Annotated in this window: 17 protein-coding genes and 1 tRNA gene; 13 read left to right on the top strand and 5 right to left on the bottom strand. The window is 55.0% G+C overall.

Annotated elements, in window-relative coordinates; genetic code table 11:
- Positions 1-23 precede the first annotated feature (23 nt).
- Positions 24-755 (top strand): DNA polymerase III subunit epsilon, encoded by a 732-nt coding sequence (dnaQ, locus tag JLG71_RS22585; protein ID WP_025108466.1) that lies wholly within the window; start codon positions 24-26, stop codon positions 753-755.
- Positions 756-887: 132 nt separating this feature from the next.
- Positions 888-964: transfer RNA gene (locus tag JLG71_RS22580), tRNA-Asp, on the top strand.
- A 254-nt stretch (positions 965-1,218) separates the two neighbouring features.
- Here the strand turns inward: JLG71_RS22580 and JLG71_RS22575 are convergent.
- Positions 1,219-1,989 carry an amidohydrolase gene (locus JLG71_RS22575; RefSeq protein ID WP_014837467.1) on the bottom strand — a complete coding sequence of 257 codons (771 nt, stop codon included), beginning with the start codon at positions 1,987-1,989 and terminating at the stop codon, positions 1,219-1,221.
- Between the two features lie 183 nt (positions 1,990-2,172).
- Positions 2,173-4,617 carry an acyl-CoA dehydrogenase FadE gene (fadE, locus tag JLG71_RS22570; protein ID WP_049082024.1) on the bottom strand — a complete coding sequence of 815 codons (2,445 nt, stop codon included), beginning with the start codon at positions 4,615-4,617 and terminating at the stop codon, positions 2,173-2,175.
- A gap of 238 nt (positions 4,618-4,855) precedes the next feature.
- Between fadE and lpcA the strand changes: the two genes are divergently transcribed.
- Complete coding sequence (lpcA, locus tag JLG71_RS22565; RefSeq protein ID WP_004099149.1) at positions 4,856-5,437, top strand: D-sedoheptulose 7-phosphate isomerase; 582 nt, start codon at positions 4,856-4,858, stop codon at positions 5,435-5,437.
- A 149-nt stretch (positions 5,438-5,586) separates the two neighbouring features.
- On the top strand, positions 5,587-6,354 hold the full coding sequence (locus tag JLG71_RS22560) for a class II glutamine amidotransferase (RefSeq protein ID WP_004847917.1): 768 nt from the start codon (positions 5,587-5,589) through the stop codon (positions 6,352-6,354).
- Here JLG71_RS22560 and dpaA read toward each other — a convergent pair.
- Entirely contained in the window at positions 6,325-7,065 is a 741-nt protein-coding gene (dpaA, locus tag JLG71_RS22555) for a peptidoglycan meso-diaminopimelic acid protein amidase (RefSeq protein ID WP_014228031.1), read from the bottom strand. The genes JLG71_RS22560 and dpaA overlap by 30 nt on opposite strands.
- Before the next feature lie 413 nt (positions 7,066-7,478).
- On the opposite strand from dpaA, the gene JLG71_RS22550 reads away from it, so the two are divergent.
- From JLG71_RS22550 to nqrM, 7 genes are read left to right on the top strand one after another with little or no spacing between them, the layout of a single operon-like run.
- Complete coding sequence (locus tag JLG71_RS22550; protein ID WP_004847919.1) at positions 7,479-8,822, top strand: Na(+)-translocating NADH-quinone reductase subunit A; 1,344 nt, start codon at positions 7,479-7,481, stop codon at positions 8,820-8,822.
- A 3-nt stretch (positions 8,823-8,825) separates the two neighbouring features.
- Positions 8,826-10,064: an NADH:ubiquinone reductase (Na(+)-transporting) subunit B gene (locus tag JLG71_RS22545; RefSeq protein ID WP_004847922.1), complete on the top strand. Its 1,239-nt coding sequence runs from the start codon at positions 8,826-8,828 to the stop codon at positions 10,062-10,064.
- On the top strand, positions 10,057-10,851 hold the full coding sequence (locus JLG71_RS22540; RefSeq protein ID WP_004847924.1) for a Na(+)-translocating NADH-quinone reductase subunit C: 795 nt from the start codon (positions 10,057-10,059) through the stop codon (positions 10,849-10,851). Before JLG71_RS22545 ends, JLG71_RS22540 begins: the two co-directional genes overlap by 8 nt.
- Positions 10,844-11,482, top strand: coding sequence for an NADH:ubiquinone reductase (Na(+)-transporting) subunit D (locus JLG71_RS22535; RefSeq protein WP_004099162.1), 639 nt, complete (start codon positions 10,844-10,846; stop codon positions 11,480-11,482). The genes JLG71_RS22540 and JLG71_RS22535 overlap by 8 nt, the downstream gene beginning before the upstream one ends.
- Before the next feature lie 6 nt (positions 11,483-11,488).
- Positions 11,489-12,085, top strand: coding sequence for an NADH:ubiquinone reductase (Na(+)-transporting) subunit E (nqrE, locus tag JLG71_RS22530; RefSeq protein ID WP_004847929.1), 597 nt, complete (start codon positions 11,489-11,491; stop codon positions 12,083-12,085).
- Between the two features lie 11 nt (positions 12,086-12,096).
- Positions 12,097-13,320 carry an NADH:ubiquinone reductase (Na(+)-transporting) subunit F gene (gene nqrF, locus JLG71_RS22525; RefSeq protein ID WP_004847931.1) on the top strand — a complete coding sequence of 408 codons (1,224 nt, stop codon included), beginning with the start codon at positions 12,097-12,099 and terminating at the stop codon, positions 13,318-13,320.
- Positions 13,321-13,322: 2 nt separating this feature from the next.
- Positions 13,323-13,538 carry a (Na+)-NQR maturation NqrM gene (gene nqrM / locus JLG71_RS22520; RefSeq protein ID WP_004847934.1) on the top strand — a complete coding sequence of 72 codons (216 nt, stop codon included), beginning with the start codon at positions 13,323-13,325 and terminating at the stop codon, positions 13,536-13,538.
- Between the two features lie 32 nt (positions 13,539-13,570).
- Here nqrM and JLG71_RS22515 read toward each other — a convergent pair whose 3' ends face one another.
- Positions 13,571-14,428 carry a glycerophosphodiester phosphodiesterase family protein gene (locus tag JLG71_RS22515; protein WP_014228033.1) on the bottom strand — a complete coding sequence of 286 codons (858 nt, stop codon included), beginning with the start codon at positions 14,426-14,428 and terminating at the stop codon, positions 13,571-13,573.
- Positions 14,429-14,587: 159 nt separating this feature from the next.
- Here JLG71_RS22515 and dinB point away from each other — a divergent pair, with 159 nt between their 5' ends.
- Both dinB and JLG71_RS22505 read left to right on the top strand, forming a co-directional pair.
- Positions 14,588-15,643, top strand: coding sequence for a DNA polymerase IV (dinB, locus tag JLG71_RS22510; protein WP_200913834.1), 1,056 nt, complete (start codon positions 14,588-14,590; stop codon positions 15,641-15,643).
- Between the two features lie 2 nt (positions 15,644-15,645).
- Positions 15,646-16,110: a GNAT family N-acetyltransferase gene (locus JLG71_RS22505; protein ID WP_227630945.1), complete on the top strand. Its 465-nt coding sequence runs from the start codon at positions 15,646-15,648 to the stop codon at positions 16,108-16,110.
- Positions 16,111-16,212: 102 nt separating this feature from the next.
- Here JLG71_RS22505 and pepD read toward each other — a convergent pair whose 3' ends face one another.
- Positions 16,213-17,670 (bottom strand): cytosol nonspecific dipeptidase, encoded by a 1,458-nt coding sequence (pepD, locus tag JLG71_RS22500; RefSeq protein WP_025107264.1) that lies wholly within the window; start codon positions 17,668-17,670, stop codon positions 16,213-16,215.
- Between the last annotated feature and the right edge of the window lie 131 nt (positions 17,671-17,801).

Below are 17,801 nucleotides of genomic sequence, written 5' to 3'. Positions count from 1 at the left end.
TAAGTCTGACATAAATGACCGCTATGAGCACTGCAATTACGCGACAGATCGTTCTCGATACCGAAACCACCGGTATGAATCAGATTGGTGCGCACTATGAAGGGCACAAGATAATTGAAATCGGTGCGGTGGAGGTGATCAACCGCCGCCTGACCGGAAACAACTTCCACGTCTATTTAAAGCCGGACCGGCTGGTTGATCCTGAAGCGTTTGGCGTCCACGGTATTGCGGACGAATTCCTGATGGATAAGCCCGCGTTTGGTGATGTGGTCGATGAGTTTCTCGACTATATCCGCGGCGCGGAGCTGGTCATCCATAACGCATCGTTCGATATCGGCTTTATGGACTATGAATTTGCTAAGCTAAATCGCGGCATTCCGAAGACGGATACCTTTTGTAAGGTAACCGATAGCCTGGCCCTGGCGCGTAAAATGTTCCCGGGCAAGCGTAACAGCCTTGATGCCCTCTGTTCACGTTATGAAATAGACAACAGCAAGCGAACGCTGCACGGGGCGTTGCTCGATGCCCAGATTCTGGCCGACGTTTATCTGATGATGACCGGTGGCCAGACGACGATGGCTTTCTCAATGGAAGGGGAAGGGCAGCAGCAGGCCGGAGAAATGGGCATTCAACGCGTTGTGCGCGCCGCCAGCAAATTACGGGTGGTTTACGCCTCTGATGAAGAGCTGATGAACCACGAGTCGCGGCTCGATCTGGTGCAAAAGAAAGGCGGAAGCTGCCTGTGGCGGGCCTGATTTACCCATAAACGCGCTAAAAATAGTCTGTTGGGTGATTTTTGCAGCAAGCGATTCAAAAATGAAGAAAAAGCGTTGACGGAGTAGAGGGGAATCCGTAATATTCGCCTCGTTCCCAAGGGAACAGTAAGTGGAGCGGTAGTTCAGTCGGTTAGAATACCTGCCTGTCACGCAGGGGGTCGCGGGTTCGAGTCCCGTCCGTTCCGCCACTATTCAGAAAGCCTGAATCAGCAATGATTCAGGCTTTCGTCGTTTTAGCCTGCAGAACACATTCTCTTCCCCGTCTTCGCCAGCCATCCGTCGCGCCGGGCTGACAACGTTTGCCCGCGAGCCTGGCGTTAATAGCATTCATATTCTTGTTCCGCGCGGCGGGCGTTTACCTGCAGGGCCCTGCGGCGAGCGGGCGGGATAGCGCTGGTTTGAGGCATAAAAAGGGAGCCTGGGCTCCCCTGCCAGGCTGGCTTTAGCTGAGCGTGAAGGGGTCAGCGTCCTGCCAGGCCGGAAACTTCTCGCGATACTCTTTTAGCGACGTCAGCGAAAGCTCAGCATCCAGGCGAGTCGCCTGATGCGGTTCGGCCGTCGCGATAATCTCACCCTGCGGCGTGATTATCCGACTATCGCCCCGGTAATGGTGTCCGTTGCCATCGGTGCCGACGCGATTGCATCCGGCAACATAAGCCTGATTTTCGATAGCTCTGGCGACCAGCAGCGACTGCCAGTGCATTGAGCGCGGGGCGGGCCAGTTGGCAACATACAGCGCTAAATCGTAGTCGTTATGGTTGCGTGACCACACGGGGAAGCGCAGGTCGTAGCATACCAGCGGCAGAATTCTCCAGCCGCGCCAGGCAAAAATGACCCGCTCGTTACCCGCTGCGTAATGATGATGTTCATCCGCCATGCGAAACAGGTGGCGTTTGTCATAGAAATGGATTTTACCGCCGGGCTCAACCAGCAAGAAGCGGTTAACCGGACCACGGTCCGTTTGCAGCGCGGCGCTACCGGCAATCAGCGCGTTGGTTTGGTCGGCTTTAGCCTCCATCCAGGCTACCACTTCCTCTTGCGACAGCGACTGTTTTGCTGCTTCCATCGCGAAACCGGTGGTGAACATTTCGGGTAAAACAATGAGGTCACGCCCGGTAATCCCTTCCAGTTGACGATCGAAATGGCGCAGGTTGGCGGGACCGTCCATCCACACCAGCGGTTGTTGTAAAAGGGTAATTTTCAGTCCGGGCACGGTGGTGAACTCCAGTATGATGAGAGGAATTATAATGACTTTAACACCATATCAGCCGATGGACGGCTCAGGGAATATTTTGTAAAAGAATGACAGCCCTGGAAATACCTTCCGCTGAATTGTCAGAAAAAAGAGAGGCGGGGAAGTCCCCGCCTCGATCGTGATGGGTTTATTTTTTCGTTTTTAAGCCGCTTCGATCTTGCGCACTTTCTCCGGCAGCTTTACCGGGCGGGTCGCCAGTTCATCCGGGGCGAAATCGTCGACGTTAATGCTGCGCAGTCGGCTGGTTTCCGCACGGACCAGGATGTCCGCCTCGTCCTGATTGATTAGCCCTTTTGCCAGCGCGTTGCGGGCCAGTTCATCAAGACGCGTAAACGACAGATTCTTGCCCAGCTCTTTGCACAGGCGCTGGTGGATAGGGTCTGCTGCCATAACATCAAGCAGCGCTTCTTCCAGCAGGCCAACCGGATTATGCTCGCTCGGCGTCAGATACTGACCGCGGCCGATACGCGAACGCGTCGCGCTCGGAACCTGCAGGATTTTCGCTACCTTATGATCCAGCTTGTCTGAAGGCGCCAGGTAATGACGTCCGGTCGGGAAGATTGCCACGCGAAGCGCCCCAGCGACCAGACGATTCGGGAAGTTCACCAACAGATCGTCAATCGACTGCTCGGCCTGATACAGCGCATCCTGCACCCCCCAGTGAACCAGCGGTAAGTCCGCTTCGTTACGCCCCTCATCGTCATAGCGTTTCAGGACCGCCGACGCCAGGTAGAGCTGGCTCAGCACATCTCCCAGACGCGCAGAAATTCTTTCACGACGCTTCAGACTACCGCCCAGTACCGCCATTGAGACATCGGACAGCAGAGCCAGGTTGGCGCTCAGTCGGTTCATATGTTGATAGTAGCGACGAGTGGCATCGCGGGTCGGCGAGCTGCTGGTGAGACCGCGGGTCAGGCCCAGCCAGAAACTGCGTACCTTATTGCTGCCCACGTGCCCGATGTGTTTAAACAGCAGCTTATCGAAAGCGTTAACGTCGTTATTCTGCGCGGCCGCCATTTCATCCAGCACGTACGGATGGCAACGAATCGCACCCTGGCCGAAGATCATCATGCTGCGGGTCAGGATATTCGCCCCTTCAACGGTGATGGCGATCGGCGCGCCCTGATAGGCCCGCGCCAGGAAGTTTCCGGTGCCGAGCATAATGCCCTTACCGCCGGTAATATCCATTGCGTCAATAATGGAACGCTGACCACGGTGAGTACAGTGATACTTCACAATTGCCGACAGTACCGCTGGTTTTTCGCCAAGCATAATGCCGTAGGTAATCAGCGAGGCGGCGGCATCCATTACGTAGGCGTTGCCTGCGATACGCGCCAGCGGTTCTTCGATCCCTTCCATTTTACCGATAGAGATTTTGAACTGGCGGCGAATGTGCGCGTAGGCGCCGGTAGCCATGGCGACGGATTTCAGGCCGCCGGTAGCGTTTGACGGCAGGGTGATGCCGCGTCCCACGGATAAACACTCAACCAGCATCCGCCAGCCCTGGCCGGCCATCGACGGGCCGCCAATAATGTAATCGATAGGAACGAAAATATCTTTCCCCTGGGTCGGGCCGTTCTGGAACGGAACGTTCAGCGGGAAATGGCGACGCCCGATTTCAACGCCGGGGGTGCTGGTGGGGATGAGCGCGCAGGTGATGCCCAGCTCCTCTTCTCCACCCAGCAGGCGGTCTGGATCGGAGAGTTTAAACGCCAGCCCCAGTACGGTGGCGATAGGCGCAAGGGTGATATAGCGTTTGTTCCAGGTCAGGCGCATACCCAGCACCTGCTGGCCCTGCCATTCGCCCATGCAGACGACGCCGGTATCCGGAATGGCGCCGGCATCTGAACCCGCTTCCGGGCTGGTCAGCGCGAAGCACGGGATCTCCTGGCCGCGAGCCAGGCGCGGCAAATAGTGGTTTTTCTGTTCTTCTGTACCGTAATGCTGCAGCAGCTCGCCCGGGCCTAATGAGTTCGGCACGCCGACGGTAATCGCCAGGATCCCGGAGACGCCCGATAGCTTTTGCAGTACGCGAGCCTGCGCGTAGGCGGAGAATTCCAGCCCGCCGTACTCTTTCTTAATGATCATCGCGAAGAAGCGATGCTCTTTCAGATAGGCCCACAGCTCCGGCGGCAGATCGGCCATCTCGTGGGTAATTTCGAAGTCGTTCGCCATACGGCAGGCTTCTTCGACCGGGCCGTCAATAAAGGCTTGTTCTTCAGCGGTGAGGCGCGGCTGCGGATAGTTGTGCAGTTTCTGCCAGTCGGGGTTGCCGCGGAACAGATCGCCTTCCCACCAGGTTGTGCCAGCGTCAATCGCTTCTTTCTCGGTGCGCGACATCGGCGGCATGACCTTACGGAAAGCGCGGAACGCCGGGACTGAAATCATGGATTTACGCATCGGCGCAAGGTTAAACGGCAGTAAAACGATCGCCAGCGGAATCAGCAGCCAGATATTCCACAGCCCCGCAGCGCCGAGTGCGGCGGTCCAGACAAGCAAAATCGCGCTGCTCAGCAGCAGATTGATTCGGTGATAGAAGAGCGCACCGAGTAAAACAACGGTTGCAACAATACTCAAAATCATCATAGAGAAATGCTCCCTGTCTTGTAGGAGGTCTGACCACTTGTGATGATATGGTTGTAGTGGATGTAATTTGTTTTAGCAATGTGTTTACAAAATAATTACAACCTTGCTCACATTGTTGTACGGAAATGCGGCACATAAAATCAAAAGCACAGGGGATTGCATTGCGTGCTGCTTCTCGCTGCGTCGGCTATCCGGTAAACTGCCTGGGTTATCCCACAAATACTGAAGGATTATCCTCATGTACCAGGATCTTATTCGTAACGAACTGAATGAAGCCGCTGAAACGCTGGCTAACTTTCTGCAGGACGAAGCCAACATTCACGCGATTCAGCGTGCTGCGGTGCTGCTGGCGGATAGCTTTAAAGCTGGCGGCAAAGTCCTTTCCTGCGGTAACGGCGGTTCGCACTGCGATGCGATGCATTTTGCGGAAGAACTGACCGGGCGCTATCGTGAAAATCGCCCCGGCTATCCGGCCATTGCGATTTCCGACGTGAGCCATCTCTCTTGCGTCAGCAATGATTTCGGCTATGAATATGTTTTCTCTCGCTATGTAGAATCAGTGGGTCGTGCAGGCGACGTATTACTGGGGATCTCTACTTCCGGTAATTCAGGTAATGTTATCAAAGCGATTGAAGCCGCCCGCGCCCAGGGGATGAAAGTGATTACTCTGACCGGGAAAGATGGCGGTAAAATGGCGGGGTCAGCGGATGTAGAAATTCGCGTACCGCATTTTGGCTACGCCGACCGTATTCAGGAAATCCATATTAAAGTGATTCATATCCTGATTATGCTGATCGAAAAAGAGATGGTTAAAGCTTAAAAGGCTATTTTGTTAGCCATTTTGAACCCGGGCAGTGCTCAAAATCCTCACGTACATCAAGTACGCTCCGGTTTCTGCGCGCTGGCCGTGTCCAAACTGGCTGCACCAATAACGCCTTTTATGTTTCAGTAAGTGGTATGAGGTGATCTATGTGCGAATTGCTCGGGATGAGCGCGAATGTGCCCACAGATATTTGCTTCAGTTTCACCGGGCTGGTGCAGCGCGGTGGCGGAACCGGGCCACATAAAGACGGCTGGGGCATTACGTTTTATGAAGGTAAGGGCTGTCGCACATTTAAAGATCCGCAGCCTAGCTTCCAGTCGCCCATAGCAAAGCTGGTGCAGGAATATCCTATCAAGTCCTGCTCGGTCATCGCCCATATTCGCCAGGCCAACCGAGGTATCGTTGCGCTGGAAAACACTCACCCCTTTACCCGGGAGCTATGGGGGCGCAACTGGACCTACGCCCATAACGGTCAACTGGAGGGGTATGAGAGCCTCGAGACGGGAAGTCTGCATCCTATCGGGGAGACCGACAGCGAAAAGGCCTTCTGCTGGCTGCTGCACAGCATCACCGAGCGCTATCCGGAAATGCCGGGCGATATGGTTGAGGTATTCAGATTTATCGCCACGCTTGCCGGAGCGCTGCGTGAAAAAGGCGTTTTTAACATGCTGCTCTCCGACGGGCGCTACGTGATGGCGTTTTGCTCGACGAATTTATACTGGATTACGCGAAGGGCGCCGTTTGGCGTAGCCACGCTGCTGGATCAGGATGTAGAAATTGACTTTCAACGCGAGACCACACCGAATGATGTGGTCTCCGTTATCGCCACTCAGCCGCTTACCGGCAACGAAACCTGGAATAAAATTATGCCAGGCGAGTGGGCGTTATTTTGCCTCGGGGACCGAGTAGTTTGACGCGAGCTGCGGCTGCACAACTTCGTGGCTGAGCGGTTTGCTCACCACGTAGCGGCCATTGGCTACCGAAACCACCGGCGGCTTATGCGTCTGCCGGAAGTAGTCGTACCCGGGTTTCAGCTGCTGCCAGAAATCCGCGAAGTAGGAAAATTTGTGACGCGCCATGTTGGCGTCGGTCATGCGGAAAGGATAAATGCTCACCTGAACGTTGGGCTGGCCGAAGACTAACGCGCCGGTGACGAACTGGAAGATTTCATCAATGCCGGTATCGGTCATGGCGTAACAGCCAACGGATACGCAGGCACCGTGAATCATCAGATACTTTCCTTCATAGCCATGCGCGCGATCGTAGGCGTTCGGGAAACCGATATTGATCGCTTTGTAGAAACGGCTGTCGGGTTTAAGCTGATTGCGGGAAACGTTATAGAAACCTTCCGGGCTCTTGAAATCGCCCTGGCGCTGCTTTGGACCGAGCCCGCCGGAGTAGTTACAGATCCGGTAGCTGTCGAGAAGCTGGTAGGTTTCGCCCATCTTGACGTAAAGATCGAGCATGCGCTCTTCTTTGAAGATCTCAATGTAGACCGGCGAACCCATGAGCTGCTGCTTATACTCTTTGCTCATCGGCGTTGTCGAGCTGTTACTGCTAAGTAGCCCTGCGAATGAAACGCACGGCAACAGAAGCATCGCAATAAATAATGCGATTTTGCGCATACTACTTGTTCCTTGATAAAACAAATAACCACATTGCCAGGACGGCAAGAGAGACCCGAAATCAGAGTTTTCTGGTTTTAGAGCGCTCACATTAGCATCACGGCATTTTTTCGCAAGCACGACGTGCCACGTTTACGTTTTAGTTTTCCGTTATAGCGAATATTCAGGTAAAGCGCAGTCAGAACTTTGCGTAATAGCTCGCATTTTAGAACGACTTAATGGCAGTTTGTCTACAGGCGCTGCTCACGAAATGTTACACTTGCTCCGCTAAATACTCAGGGTAAGAAAGGATGCTTCTCTCCCGTCTTGTGAATCACCAGGACTACGATGTTCCTTTCTTCCTCTTATTTTCCATTAATTATGCTGGCCTCGGTCTGATACCGGGGTTTACGTAACGGATACCTGCTAACGATATGATTAAAATCACGAAAGGGCTGAATTTGCCCATAGCTGGCATGCCATCACAGCAGATTTCTTCGAAGACTGCGGTCAAGCGCGTTGCGCTGTTGGGTGAAGAGTACATCGGTATGCGCCCCTCAATGGCGGTGCGTGAAGGAGACCGGGTACAAAAAGGTCAGCTTCTGTTCGAAGATAAAAGAAATCCTGGCGTGCGATTTACTGCCCCTGCGAGTGGAACCATCAGCGCCATTCATCGCGGCGAACGGCGGGTTCTGCAATCGGTCGTTATTGACGTAGATGGCGATGATGCCGTTCACTTTCCCCGCTATGAATTAGCCGATCTTGCCGCGTTGACGCGCGAGGCCGTGCAGCAGCAACTGGTGGAGTCGGGGATGTGGACGGCGTTTCGCACCCGCCCTTTCAGCAAAATACCTGCGCCGGGCAGCGTTCCAGCGGCCATATTTGTCACCGCCATAGATACGAATCCACTGGCGGCAGACCCTCAGCCAATCATTCTGGCCCAGCGCGAGGCTTTTGACGCGGGCTTAACCCTGTTGACGCGGTTGACCGACGGTAAGGTCCACGTCTGCCAGGCCAGCGGTGGCAAGCTTGGCGGGCATCCCGTGGGCCAGGTGACCTTCAACCAGTTTGCCGGGCCGCATCCGGCCGGGCTGGTCGGGACCCACATCCATTTTCTCGAGCCGGTTAGCCTGAAAAAGCAGGTCTGGCATCTTAACTATCAGGACGTTATCGCCGTTGGCAAATTGTTCCTTGAAGGGGAGTTGTCTAGCGAACGTATCGTTGCGCTCGGCGGCCCGCAGGTGAAAGAGCCTCGTTTATTAAAGACCTGCTCTGGCGCCAGCCTTGATGAACTGCTGGCAGATGAACTTCTGGATGATGAAAACCGCGTTATTTCTGGTTCAGTCCTCAGCGGAACGCATGCTCAAGGGCCCCATGCTTTTCTTGGCCGCTTTCATTTACAGATAAGCGTCGTAAAAGAGGGGCGTGAGAAAGAGCTGTTCGGCTGGGTAATGCCCGGGAAAGATAAATTTTCCATCACCCGCACCACGCTCGGCCATTTTATGAAGCGTAAGCTATTTAATTTCTCGACGGATACCAACGGCGGCGAGCGGGCTATGGTGCCGATTGGCAACTATGAGCGAGTGATGCCGCTGGATATTCTGCCCACCATGCTGCTGCGTGATTTGCTGGCGGGGGATACCGACAGCGCGCAGGCGCTGGGCTGTCTGGAACTGGATGAAGAAGACCTGGCGCTTTGCACCTACGTATGTCCCGGCAAGTATGAATATGGCCCGGCATTGCGCAGCGTGTTAACCCAGATAGAGCAGGAAGGATAAGTGATGGGCTTAAAGCAACTGTTTGACAAAATTGAGCCGCACTTTACGCACGGCGGCAAGCTGGAAAAATACTATCCGCTGTTTGAAGCGACGGCGACGCTGTTCTACACCCCCGGGCAGGTCACGCGCGGCGCGGCGCACGTCAGAGACGCCATCGATCTCAAGCGGATGATGATTCTGGTGTGGTTCGCCGTTTTCCCGGCGATGTTCTGGGGAATGTATAACGTTGGCCTGCAGACCATTCCTGCACTGCATAAATTATACGGCGCTGAGCAGCTGCAGCAGGTTATCGCCGGGAACTGGCACTACAGCATCGCGCAGTGGTTGGGGGTGAACTTCACCGCTGACGCCGGTTGGCTCAGTATGATGACCCTGGGGGCGGTATTTTTCCTGCCTATCTACATCACCGTGTTTCTTGTCGGCGGGTTCTGGGAAGTCTTGTTTGCTATCGTGCGCAAGCACGAAATAAACGAAGGCTTCTTCGTAACGTCAATTCTGTTCGCGCTGATTGTGCCGCCATCGCTGCCGCTATGGCAGGCCGCGTTCGGGATCACCTTCGGCGTCGTCATGGCCAAGGAGATTTTTGGCGGAACCGGGCGTAACTTTCTCAACCCAGCCCTGGCGGGGCGCGCGTTTTTATTCTTTGCCTGGCCGGCGCAAATTTCCGGCGACCTGGTGTGGACTGCGGCGGATGGTTTCTCCGGCGCGACGCCGTTATCCCAGTGGGCAAGCGGCGGCGGTGAATCGCTGGTTAACGTCTCTACCGGCCAGCCGGTAAGCTGGATGGACGCCTTCCTCGGCAATATCCCGGGGTCGATTGGCGAAGTCTCGACGCTGATGATTCTCATCGGCGGCGCCATCATCATTTTTGGTCGCGTGGCCTCGTGGCGCATTGTCGCAGGGGTTTTCATCGGCATGGTGGCCACCGCGACGCTGTTTAACTTTATAGGCTCTGATACCAACCCGATGTTTGCCATGCCGTGGTACTGGCATCTGGTGCTCGGCGGTTTTGCCTTCGGCATGATGTTTATGGCGACGGACCCGGTGTCCGCGTCGTTTACGGATAAAGGTAAATGGAGCTACGGCCTGCTGATCGGCGTGATGTGCGTCCTGATCCGCGTGGTCAACCCGGCCTATCCGGAAGGGATGATGCTGGCGATCCTCTTCGCCAACCTCTTCGCGCCGCTGTTTGATTACCTGGTGGTGCGGGCCAATATTAAGCGGAGGAAATCGCGTGGCTGAGAATAAAAGTAACGATAGCATCGGCAAAACGCTGCTGGTGGTGCTGGTGCTTTGTCTGGTCTGCTCAATTGTGGTCGCCGGTTCTGCCGTGGGGCTAAAATCGCGCCAGCAGGAGCAGCGCGCTCTCGATAAACAGCGCAATATCCTGGCGGTTGCCGGTCTGATGAAGCAGGGAATGAGCGCAGATGAAGTGGCTGACATTTTTAAGGCCCATATCTCTCCGCGTTTAGTCGATTTAGCCAGCGGTGAGCTGCTGGATAAAGATCCGGGCAAGTTTAATCAGGCCCAGGCCCTGAAAGACCCTCAGCAGAGCCTACAGCTGGAGGCGAGCCAGGATCCTGCCGGTATCAAACGCCGCAGTAATATTGCCGAAATTTACCTGGTGCGCGATGAAAAGCAGCAGATTCAGGAAGTGGTACTGCCTATTTACGGTAATGGCCTGTGGTCGGTGATGTACGCTTTTGTGGCGCTGGAAACCGATGGCCGCACGGTCAAAGGGATCACCTATTACGATCACGGTGAAACGCCGGGGCTGGGCGGGGAAATTGAAAACCCCAACTGGCGCCAGCAGTTCGTCGGGAAACAGGTGCTTGATGATAAAGGGATGCCTGCGCTGAGAATCGTCAAAGGCGGCGCGCGTCCTGGCGACCTGCACGCCGTTGATGGCCTGTCGGGCGCAACGCTGACGTCAAACGGCGTGCAGCATAGCTTTGATTTCTGGATGGGCAAACTGGGCTTTGGCCCATTCCTGCAAAAGGTGCGAGAAGGGGAGCTGAATAATGGCTGATTTGGGCGACATGAAAGAAATGAAGCGCGTGCTGGTGGGGCCGCTTATCGCTAATAACCCTATCACCCTGCAGGTTCTGGGCGTCTGTTCCGCGCTGGCGGTGACTACCAAGCTGGAGACCGCTTTTGTGATGACCATCGCGGTGACGCTGGTTACGGCATTCTCCAGCATGTTTATCTCCATGATTCGCCACCATATTCCGAATAGCGTGCGCATCATTGTGCAGATGGCGATTATCGCTTCGTTGGTGATCGTCGTCGATCAGGTGCTACGCGCGTTTGCCTATGAGATCTCAAAACAGCTTTCGGTTTTCGTCGGTTTGATCATCACTAACTGTATCGTGATGGGGCGCGCCGAAGCCTATGCCATGAAATCGCCGCCGTTGGCGAGCTTTATGGACGGTATTGGCAACGGTCTGGGATACGGGGCGATCCTAATCATCGTCGGTTTCCTGAGAGAGCTGATCGGCAGTGGTAAGCTATTCGGTATTACCGTGCTGGAAACGGTGCAGAACGGCGGCTGGTACCAGCCAAATGGCCTGTTTCTTCTGGCGCCCAGTGCGTTCTTCATTATCGGTTTGTTGATTTGGGCGGTGCGCAGCTGGAAGCCTGAACAGCAGGAAAAGGAGTAACCGATTATGGCTCATTATATTAGCCTGTTTGTCCGCGCCGTGTTTGTTGAAAATATGGCGCTGGCCTTCTTTCTTGGGATGTGTACTTTCCTCGCGGTATCGAAAAAGGTCTCGACCGCTTTCGGACTCGGCGTGGCGGTAACGGTCGTACTTGGGCTGGCGGTGCCGATCAATAATCTGGTGTATAACCTGGTGCTGCGCGACGGTGCGCTGGTTGAAGGCGTCGACTTAAGCTTTCTGAACTTTATCACCTTTATTGGCGTGATTGCCGCGCTGGTGCAAATCCTGGAGATGATCCTCGATAAGTACTTCCCGACGCTCTATAACGCGCTGGGGATCTTCCTGCCGCTGATCGCCGTCAACTGTGCGATCTTTGGCGGCGTCTCCTTCATGGTGCAGCGTGACTATAACTTCACCGAATCCATCGTTTACGGCTTTGGCTCCGGCATCGGCTGGCTGCTGGCAATTGTGGCGATGGCGGGCATTCGTGAAAAAATGAAATACGCAAACGTGCCTGCGGGTCTGCGCGGGTTAGGGATCACCTTTATTACCACGGGTCTGATGGCGCTGGGCTTTATGTCATTCTCCGGTGTGCAGCTATAAGGGCGGAAAGTATGGAAATAATTCTTGGCGTAGTGATGTTCACGCTGATCGTCCTGGTACTATCGGGGCTGATACTGGCCGCGCGTTCGAAATTAGTGAATGCGGGCGACGTGGTCATTGAAATCAATAACGAAGCGGATAAACAAATTCGTACTCCGGCCGGCGACAAGCTGCTGAATACGCTCTCCAGCAACGGTATCTTTGTTTCATCCGCCTGCGGCGGCGGCGGCTCCTGCGGCCAGTGCCGGGTGACGGTGAAAGAGGGCGGCGGTGATATTCTGCCTACCGAACTGTCTCATATCACCAAGCGTGAGGCGAGAGAGGGCTGCCGTCTGGCCTGCCAGGTCGCGGTGAAGCAGAACATGAAAATTGAGCTGCCGGAGGAGATTTTTGGCGTTAAGAAGTGGGAGTGTGAAGTTATCTCGAACGATAACAAAGCCACTTTTATCAAGGAGCTGAAGCTGCGCGTGCCGGACGGTGACGCGGTTCCGTTCCGGGCCGGCGGGTATATTCAGATCGAATGCCCCTCGCACAAGGTTGCCTATGCCGATTTTGACGTTCCGGACGAGTATCGCGGCGACTGGGATAAATTTAACCTTTTCCGCTACGTCTCTGACGTGAAGGAGCCAACGCTACGCGCCTACTCCATGGCTAACTATCCGGAAGAGAAGGGTATCATCATGCTCAACGTGCGTATCGCAACGCCGCCGCCGCAGGTACCTGATGCGCCTCCGGGGATCATGTCCTCCTATATCTGGTCGCTGAAGCCGGGCGATAAAGTGACGATTTCCGGGCCGTTTGGGGAATTTTTTGCCAAAGAAACGGATGCTGAGATGGTCTTTATCGGCGGCGGAGCGGGGATGGCGCCGATGCGCTCGCATATTTTCGACCAGCTTAAGCGGCTGCACAGCAAACGTAAAATCAGCTTCTGGTACGGTGCGCGCTCTCTGCGAGAAATGTTCTATGATGACGAATTCGAGCAGCTGGCGCGGGAAAACCCGAATTTTACCTTCCACGTGGCGCTCTCCGATCCGCAGCCGGAAGATAACTGGACCGGCCATACCGGCTTTATTCATAACGTTCTGTATGAAAACTATCTGCGCGATCACCCGGCGCCGGAAGATTGTGAATTCTACATGTGCGGGCCGCCGGTGATGAACGCCGCGGTCATTAAAATGCTTAAAGATCTCGGCGTTGAGGATGAAAACATCATGCTGGACGATTTTGGAGGCTGATGATGCTGACGGTATTTGTCGCGACCTTCGTGATTTTCGCGCTGGTTATCCTGGGAATGTCGCTTGGTTATCTGATCAAGCGCAAAAGTATTCAGGGCAGCTGCGGCGGGATCTCATCGCTGGGTATGGAAAAGGTCTGCGACTGTCCCGAGCCCTGCGATGCGCGCAAAAAACGCCTGGCTCGCGAAGCGCAGCGCAAGCAGGATCGCATCCTATAAACAGCAGGCCGCACCGTGCGGCCTTTTTTGATTTACCAGGCTTTCGCTTTCGCCGGCGAGTCTACCATTACGCCGTCGGCGCCAAGCTCGCTTGCGGTACGAAAATCATCGGCACTATTAATGCCGAAGAAGACAATATGGGCTTTGCCCTGTGAGCGGAAACAATCCATAGCTTCTTTATCCCAGGTGAGCGTGGCTGGCGATACGCCTTCGCCCAGCGTGAACTTCTCCACTACTTCTACCTTGCGTTTCAGCTCCAGACCGTACCAGTATTCATTGCCCGACGCCGCGGTTGGCTGGCACTGGTGGCTAAGTGAAATATTAGCCAGCTTCGTTCGCGTTTCGCCCCGGCTGACGAAATGGGGGATTGATGCTGGCAGCGCCGCGATATAGCGGTCTTCCGTTGAATACACCCGTACGCGCGAGAGGCTATTGGTTTTTTGCAGTACTTCGCTAAGACGCGCCGCCATGATGGCCGGATCTGCATCAGGCGATTTGATATCGATGTAAAAGAAGGTCTGCGGCCACTGTTCCAGTACCGATTGCAGCGTTGGAATGGTTGCGTTTTTACCGCGCCAGGGGTGAGTTTCACCGCCCCATGTCCATCCCGCGTCCATACGGGTCAGCTCGGCAGCGCTGAAGCTTGAGATTTTCCCCGTATGGTCAGTCAGCGCGGACAGATCGCTCGGGCGATATAAGACCGGAACGCCATCCTGGCTTAATTGTACCGTTATCCAAATCGCCTCGGCCTTATTCTCCAGCGCAAGTTTTATCGCCGGAAGGGTATTTTCCGGCGCATCGCCGGTGCCTCCCCGATGCGCAATGAGCTGCGGCGCGGCGCAGGCGCTGCTGGCAATAAGCAAACCAAGCGCAGTAAGTATTGATTTCATGATTGCATTCACCTTATGTGCTCATATAACTATATGAAAAGTAACTTATATTTATTGCAATTTTATGTTGTAGCACGTTTTTCAGGATAGTGGATTTAAAAAGATTAAATTTCGCCGTATTTTGCTATACTGTATGTATGTACAGTCTAAGGTTTGGCTATGCGTAAAATCATCCACGTTGATATGGACTGCTTCTTCGCGGCGGTGGAAATGCGTGACAACCCGGCACTGCGCGACATCCCTATTGCCATTGGCGGCAGTCGGGTGCAGCGCGGTGTTATCAGTACGGCTAACTATCCGGCGCGTAAATTCGGCGTGCGCAGCGCCATGCCAACCGCCACCGCGCTCAAACTTTGCCCCCACCTGACGCTGCTTCCCGGCCGCTTTGACGCCTATAAAGAGGCGTCGAACCATATCCGGGAAATTTTTTCCCGCTATACCTCGTTAATCGAACCATTATCGCTGGATGAAGCCTATCTCGACGTTAGCGACAGCGTTCATTGTCAGGGGTCGGCGACGCTGATGGCGCAGGAGATCCGCGAGACCATTCATCGTGAGCTAAATTTGACCGCCTCCGCAGGAATTGCGCCGGTAAAATTTCTCGCAAAAATCGCCTCGGATCTGAATAAACCCAATGGTCAGTTTGTTATTGCGCCGCATCAGGTCGCGGAGTTTGTCAAAACGTTGCCGCTATCGAAGATCCCGGGTGTCGGCAAGGTTTCCGCCGCGAAGCTCGAGAGCATGGGGCTGAGGACCTGTGAAGATGTGCAGAACAGCGATCTGGCGATGCTGCTCAAGCGCTTTGGTAAATTTGGGCGGATACTGTGGGAACGCAGCCTGGGGATTGATGAACGAGGAATCAGCAGCGAGCGCCAGCGCAAATCGGTGGGCGTTGAACGAACCCTGATAGAAGATATCCACGAATGGGCGGAGTGTGAATCGATTATTGAGAACCTCTACCCGGAGCTGGAACGGCGACTGGCGAAGGTTAAACCGGATTTGCTGATTGCCCGTCAGGGGGTCAAGCTGAAGTTTAATGATTTTCAGCTCACCACCCAGGAACATGTCTGGCCCCGGCTGAATAAAGATGATTTGATTTCTACCGCGTACAAAGCCTGGCACGAGCGGCGCGGAGGTCGGGGAGTCAGGCTGGTGGGGCTGCACGTGACGCTGCTTGATCCGCAGCTGGAGCGGCAACTCGTTTTGGGATTGTAACAATGTTAACGATAAGAATGTACGAAGAGGGGGATTTTCCGGCGCTATGCGCACTATTTTTACGCGCCGTTAAAGAGACCGCTAGCGCTGACTATTCCCCCCGGCAAATTGCCGCCTGGGCGCAGGTTGATGAAGCCCGCTGGCGGCAAAAACTTGCGGCGTCACGCGTACTGGTGGCAATAAATGATGCCTCGCCGGTCGGGTTTATTACCGCCGTGGATGACTATATCGATTTACTATTTGTCTCTCCCGACTATAGCCGCCAGGGCGTCGCCAGCGCGCTGCTTAATACGCTATTGAGGCAGCTTCCTGAGCGCGCTTATACGGTAGAGGCCAGTATTACGGCAAAGCCCTTTTTTGCGCGTCACGGCTTCACCGTTATGCAGCCACAGGAAGTGACGGCGCGGGGTGAACAATTTCTTAATTATTTGATGCGGCGGCAAATCGACCCCACATACAGCGCGTGACAGGTATGCCCGGATGCGGTTACCACAATCGGCACGGCGTGCTTTCGCTCGGTCATTTTATAAAGAAAAGGCCCACTCTCTGCGGAGTGGGCCTGTGTTGTCTTACTTCGCCGGAATGGATTTCAGCAGTTCAGTCAACAGCGTCCAGTACTGGCCCACGCTTTCGATATGAACCTGCTCATCCGGGGAGTGAGGACCGGTGATGGTTGGCCCGATAGAAACCATGTCCATATCCGGATACGGTTTTTTGAACAGCCCGCACTCCAGGCCCGCGTGGATAATCTGGATGTTCGGCGTCTTGTTGAACAGACGCTGATAGGTTTCACGCACCAGATGCATCACCGGCGAGTTGGCGTCCGGCTGCCAGCCCGGGTAGGCGCCTTTCGCTTCGGTTTTCGCACCGGCCAGCTTGCCCAGCGAATCCAGCATGCTCACGACATAATCTTTGCCGCTGTCGATCAGCGAGCGAATCAGGCAGTGAATCTGCACGTTGTCGCCGGTCATGGTCACCACGCCGACGTTCAGCGAGGTTTCCACCACGCCTTTTGCCACATCAGAGTTGCGGATGACGCCGTTTGGCGTGGCGTTCAGCAGACGCACAAAGGTATCACGAGATTGGGCCGTCAGCGCAGGCTGCTCGTTAGCAACCGACTCCAGCAGCACAGTCAGGTTTTTCTCTTTGGCCGCCAGCTCGTTTTTCAGGATCGCCTGGTACTCATTAGCCAGCGCTTTCAGCGCGTCCGCTTTATCCGCGGCCACGGCGACTGTCGCGAACGCTTCACGCGGGATCGCGTTGCGCAGGGTGCCGCCGTTGAAATCGACCAGGCGCAGATCCAGCTCTTCAGCATGGCCTGCGAGGAAGCGTGCCAGCAGCTTGTTGGCATTACCTAAACCAACGTGGATCTCGCCGCCGGAGTGGCCGCCTTTGAGTCCTTTAAGGGTCAGCTTAAAGCTCTGGAAACCGGCCGGAACGGCTTCGCGGGTCAGCGCCAGGTCAGAGGTGAAGTCGATACCCCCCGCACAGCCCATGTAAATCTCACCTTCTTCTTCGGAGTCGGTGTTGATCAGGATATCCGCCTGCAGCCAGTTGGCCTGCAGGCCAAACGCGCCGTCCATACCGGCTTCTTCCGTCATGGTCAGCAGCACTTCCAGCGGGCCGTGAACCACGTTGTCGTCAGCCAGTACCGCCAGCGCGGAAGCCATGCCGATACCGTTGTCGGCGCCCAGGGTGGTGCCGCGCGCTTTGACCCACTCGCCGTCGATGTACGGCTGAATCGGGTCCTTAGCGAAGTCATGAACGGTATCGTTGTTTTTCTGCGGCACCATATCGAGGTGCGCCTGCAGCACAACCGGTTTGCGGTTTTCCATACCGGCAGTCGCGCCTTTACGAATCAGAATGTTGCCAACCTGGTCGCGTTCCGCGTGTAAGCCTTTTTCTTTTGCCCAGCCCATGATGTGCTCAGCGAGCTGTTCTTCGTGATAGGAGGGGTGAGGAATAGAGCAGATTTTGGCAAAAATATCCCACAGCGGCTGCGGGGATAATTGAGACAGTTCAGACACGATAAGTCTCCTTACAATCACCTGCAAAAGTCGTTTGCAGATCGAGGGGTTAGCAATCAAATACACTACAAGCCCGGGCTTGCGCGATGGGGTTGAGAATACCACTTTCCGTGTACTCTGGTAGTGTAAAC

This window comes from Klebsiella michiganensis (assembly GCF_015139575.1).
Classification (GTDB): Bacteria; Pseudomonadota; Gammaproteobacteria; order Enterobacterales; family Enterobacteriaceae; genus Klebsiella; species Klebsiella michiganensis.
Note: the sequence above shows the minus strand (reverse complement) of the source record. Positions and strands in the feature narration are given on the sequence as shown.